Here is a 4450-nt window from a genome sequence, read left to right on the forward strand (position 1 = left end):
GCCGGCGCGCGGCCCCGCGGCGCACCGACGCGCACCTCGTGGATCCGCGCGTGGGGCGGGGCGTCGGCGCGCAGCCGCACCGGCAGCGCCCGCATCGCCTCCGCCGGGCCGGCCGCCTCCAGAACGACGAGGCCGCCGTCGTTGCGGACCCAGCCGTCGAGGCCGAGGTCCCGGCCGAGACGGTAGACGAACGGCCGGAAGCCCACGCCCTGCACGGTGCCGTGGACCTCGATGCGGAAGGCCACCCGCTCCCCTGCGTTCTGCATGCCGCGCGCCGCCTTCGACAGTTCCGACCCGATGCCCGCAGCTGTGAGTCTCGCGCCGCACGCACCGCCCGCCCGGCCGAACGGCGCGGGCTCACCCCGCACAGCACCGGTGGTGTGAACGCCGCCGTCCGGGGAAGAGGCCCGGAAACGGATGTCTGCACGCACGGAGGCTGCTGTGACGACCAAGCAGTCGGCGGCCGGCGACCCGGTGGCGGCCGCACTGTACCGGGCCGCCGAGGACGCGTTGCTGGCGCCGTCGATCCTGAACACGCAACCCTGGCACTGGCGGGTCCACGACGCGACCCTGGAGCTGTTCGTGGACCCGGCCCGGCAGCTGCACGCCGCCGATCCGCACTGGCGCCTCATGATCATCAGCTGCGGCGCCGCCCTGCATCACGCCCGGGTGTCGCTGCGGGCGACCGGGTACGAGCCGCTGGTGCACCGCCGGCCCGACCCGCACCAGCCCTGGCTGCTCGCCCGCATCCAGGCGGGCCCGGTCCATCCGCCGCCGGCGTCGGTGCTGCGCACCTACCAGGGCATCCGGCGGCGGCGCACCGACCGGCGCCCGTTCGTCGGCGACGTGCGGGTGCCGGCCGACGCCATCGCGGGGCTGCGGTCGGCGGCGGAGGCCGAACACGCGTCGCTGTACCTGCTGGACCCGGCGGACGTCGTCTACCTGCGGTACGCCGCGCAGGGCGCGCAGACCGCCGGTGCCCGGGACAAGGTCCAGGCGGCCGAGCTGCGGCAGTGGACGTCGCGTGCCGGGCAGGAGGGCGTGCCGCCCGAGACCGTGGCCGGGCCCAAGCCCCGGCCGGTGCCGACGCGGGACTTCGGGCTCGGCGACGAGGCCGGACTCGAGCCGGGACCGGGGGACGACCGTTCGGCCGACTACCTGGTCGTGGCCACGGCCGGGGACGACCCCGCGGCGTGGCTGCACGCCGGCGAGGCGATCAGCGCGGTCTGGTTGCACGCCACCGTCGAGGGGCTGGCGATCTCGCCGATGAGCGACGTCATCGAGATCCCCGGCGCGCGGATGCTGCTGCGCAGCCTCCTGCACCCCACGGCACAGCCCCAGCTGGTCCTGCGGGCCGGACCCGCCTCCGACGCGGGCCCGCCGCCCGAGAGCCCGCGCCGACCGGCGTCGGAGGCCATCGACGTCGGGTGAACCACGAGGAGGGATGCCATGTCAGCGACCAAACACTGGAACGTCGACGTCTTCATCGGCGAGCACGACGGACGGACGTACGCGGAGGCACGGCTGCAGACCAACGACGCCACCCGGCTCCACGGGTACGGCGAGGCCCGCCTCAACCCGGCGGACGAGGACATCCCGGAGATCGGCGACGAGGTGGCCGTGGCCCGCGCCCTGTCCGACCTGGGCCACCGCGTGCTGCTCGCGGCCGCGGCCGACATCCGGGCCGTCACCGACGCACCCGTGCACCTCAGCCGGTAGCCGGCCGGGAGCCGGACCGGCGGGCTCCGGCGACGGGGCACGGTGCGTGAGCCGAGGAACACCCTATGGACACGTGGACGTTCCGGTTCGACCCGGCCGACCCGGCCGACCCTGCCGACGAGGGGCAGCGCGAGGCACTGTGCACGCTGGGCAACGGCTACCTCGCGACCCGGGGCGCCGTGCCGGAGTGCGACGCCGACGGCACGCACTACCCGGGAACCTACGCCGCCGGCTGCTACAACCGCCTGCCGGACACGGTCGCGGGCGAGGCGGTCGAGAACGAGAGCCTCGTGAACCTGCCCAACTGGCTGCCGCTGACCTTCCGGGCCGGGGACGGGCCGTGGCTGGGCCAGCCCGGCGCCGAGATCCTCGACGAGCAGCACGAACTCGACCTGCGGGGCGGCGTCCTGTCGCGCCACCTGCGGGTCCGGGACACCGCCGGCCGCACCACGGAGGTGACCCAGCGGCGGTTCGTGCACATGCGCGACCCGCACGTCTGCGGGCTGCAGGTCACGCTCACCCCCGAGGACTGGTCCGGGACGCTGACCGTCCGGTCCGGTCTCGACGCCACCGTCAGCAACCGTGGGGTGCAACGCTACCGGGGGCTCTCGGACCGTCACCTGACGCTGCTGGACGCCGGCCCCCTCGCGGCGGACGGCGTGGCGTGCACGGTCGAGACGAACCAGTCGCACGTGCGCGTCGCGCTGGCCGCCCGCACCCGCGTGTTCCTGGGCGGCCGCCCGGTCGGCGTCGCCGGCTGCGGCGGCCGGCACGCCGCGGAGCAGGAGGTCACCGTCAGGGTCTCCGCCCGCCGCCGGATCACGGTCGACAAGCTGGTCACCGTGTACACCTCGCGGGACGGGGCGATCAGCGAGCCGTCCGTCGAGGCCCGCGAGCACCTGGCCCGGCTGCCGAGCTTCGGCACGCTGCTCGACGAGCACCGGCTGGCGTGGCGGCAGCTGTGGCGGCGCTTCCGCTTCTCGTTGCGTGGCCCGGAGAGCCCGGCCCTGCCCGTGGTCCGGCTGCATCTGTTCCACCTGCTGCAGTCCGTGTCCGACCACAGCGTCGACGCCGACGCCGGCATCCCGGCCCGGGGGCTGCACGGCGAGGCCTACCGCGGGCACGTGCTGTGGGACGAGCTGTTCGTCTTCCCGATCCTCAACCTGCGGATGCCGACACTGAGCCGGGCGCTGCTGCGCTACCGCCACCGGCGGCTCCCCCGGGCCCGTGCCGCCGCCGCGGCCGCCGGCCGTCCGGGTGCGCTGTACCCGTGGCAGTCGGGCAGCGACGGACGGGAGGAGAGCCAGCGGCTGCACCTCAACCCGCTCTCCGGTCGCTGGGTCCCGGACGTCTCCCGGCTCCAGCGGCACGTCGGGCTGGCGGTGGCGTACAACGTGTGGCAGTACTACCAGGTGACGGGCGACCGGGAGTTCCTCGGCCGCTACGGCGCCGAGATGATCATCGAGATCGCCCGGTACTTCGCCGGGCTGGCCGAGTACGACGGCACCCGCGACCGGTACGTCATCCGCGGCGTCATGGGCCCGGACGAGTTCCACACCGGCTACCCCGGCACCGACCGCCCCGGCATCGACAACAACGCCTACACGAACGTCCTCACCGTGTGGGTCGTCCTGCGGGCGCTGGACGTGCTCGACGCGCTCGGCCCGGACCGGCGGGCCGAACTGGCCGAGACCCTGCGCCTGGACCCGGCCGAGCCGTCGCGCTGGGAGGACATCTCCCGCCGCATGTACGTGCCGGTCCGGCCCGACGGCATCATCGACCAGTTCGAGGGCTACGGCGACCTGGACGAGCTCGACTGGCCGGCGTACCGCGACCGCTACGGTGACATCCGCCGCCTCGACCGGATCCTCGAGTCGGAGGGCGGCACCCCGAACCGGTACCAGGCGTCGAAGCAGGCCGACGTGCTGATGCTGTTCTACCTGCTCTCCGCCGACGAGCTCGGCGAGCTGCTGCACCGGCTCGGTCACACGCTGCCCGCCGACGCCATCCCCAGGAACATCGAGTACTACCTGGCCCGCACCGCGCACGGCTCGACACTCAGCGCCGTCGTCCACGCCTGGGTCCTGGCCCGCAACCACCGCGCGGAGGCGCTGCAGTACTTCGTCGAGGCCCTGGACAGCGACGTCGCCGACATCCAGGGCGGCACCACCGCCGAGGGCATCCACCTGGCCGCGATGGCCGGGTCGGTGGACGTGCTGCAGCGCTGCTTCGCCGGCCTGGAGACCCGCGACGGCGCGCTGGTACTGAATCCCTACTGGCCGCGTCACCTGGGGGCGCTGGAGTTCGACATCCGCTACCGCGGGCACCGGATCACCCTGTCGATCAGCGGCGACACCGTGCTCGTGACCGCCGGCGCCGCGCGCCTGCCGCCGGTCCGGCTGTGCTGCCGGGGCGAGGCCACCGAGCTGGGCCCCGGCGAGTCAGTCCAGTTCCCGCTCAAACAGTGAGCTCCCCGCCAGGAAGGACGACACGATGGCACGCCGCACGCTCGCGGACGTCATGACCCGCGACGTCGTCGCAGTGCGCGAGGACACGACGTTCGACGACATCGTCGCCCTGCTCGCCGAGCGCCACGTGGGCGCGGTGCCCGTCGTGGACGGTCGCGACCGGGTGCTCGGTGTCGTCTCCGAGGCCGACCTGCTGCGCAAGCTGGAGTTCGCCGACGCCGGTCCGGCCGCGCCCGGCGACGCCCCGGCCGCGGCGGTCGGCC

Annotated in this window: 5 protein-coding genes; 4 read left to right on the forward strand and 1 reads right to left on the reverse strand. The window is 74.5% G+C overall.

Annotated features, from left to right (window positions below; all coding sequences use genetic code 11):
* Nucleotides 1-266: acylphosphatase (locus tag ABZS66_RS60730; RefSeq protein ID WP_354773960.1), on the reverse strand; the 266-nt coding region annotated here is incomplete at its 3' end.
* 175 nt (nt 267-441) lie between these two features.
* Here ABZS66_RS60730 and ABZS66_RS60735 point away from each other — a divergent pair.
* The 4 genes from ABZS66_RS60735 to ABZS66_RS60750 form a co-directional block, all read left to right on the forward strand.
* On the forward strand, nt 442-1431 hold the full coding sequence (locus ABZS66_RS60735) for a nitroreductase family protein (protein WP_354773962.1): 990 nt from the start codon (nt 442-444) through the stop codon (nt 1429-1431).
* Between the two features lie 18 nt (nt 1432-1449).
* Entirely contained in the window at nt 1450-1719 is a 270-nt protein-coding gene (locus ABZS66_RS60740) for a DUF1876 domain-containing protein (RefSeq protein ID WP_354773964.1), read from the forward strand.
* 65 nt (nt 1720-1784) lie between these two features.
* The gene (locus tag ABZS66_RS60745) at nt 1785-4187 is read left to right on the forward strand and encodes a glycosyl hydrolase family 65 protein (RefSeq protein ID WP_354773966.1); all 2403 of its coding nucleotides are present in this window, start codon (nt 1785-1787) and stop codon (nt 4185-4187) included.
* Between the two features lie 25 nt (nt 4188-4212).
* A partial coding sequence (locus ABZS66_RS60750) for a CBS domain-containing protein (RefSeq protein ID WP_354773967.1) occupies nt 4213-4450 on the forward strand: 238 nt, incomplete at its 3' end.

This window comes from Dactylosporangium sp. NPDC005572 (genome assembly GCF_040605515.1).
Taxonomy (GTDB): domain Bacteria; phylum Actinomycetota; class Actinomycetes; order Mycobacteriales; family Micromonosporaceae; genus Dactylosporangium.

Bases quoted from the DNA above. Each gene is read 5' to 3' on its own strand.
- ABZS66_RS60740 (WP_354773964.1), top strand. From the start codon at position 1,450: ATGTCAGCGACCAAACACTGGAACGTCGACGTCTTCATCGGCGAGCAC.
- ABZS66_RS60745 (WP_354773966.1), top strand. From the start codon at position 1,785: ATGGACACGTGGACGTTCCGGTTCGACCCGGCCGACCCGGCCGACCCT.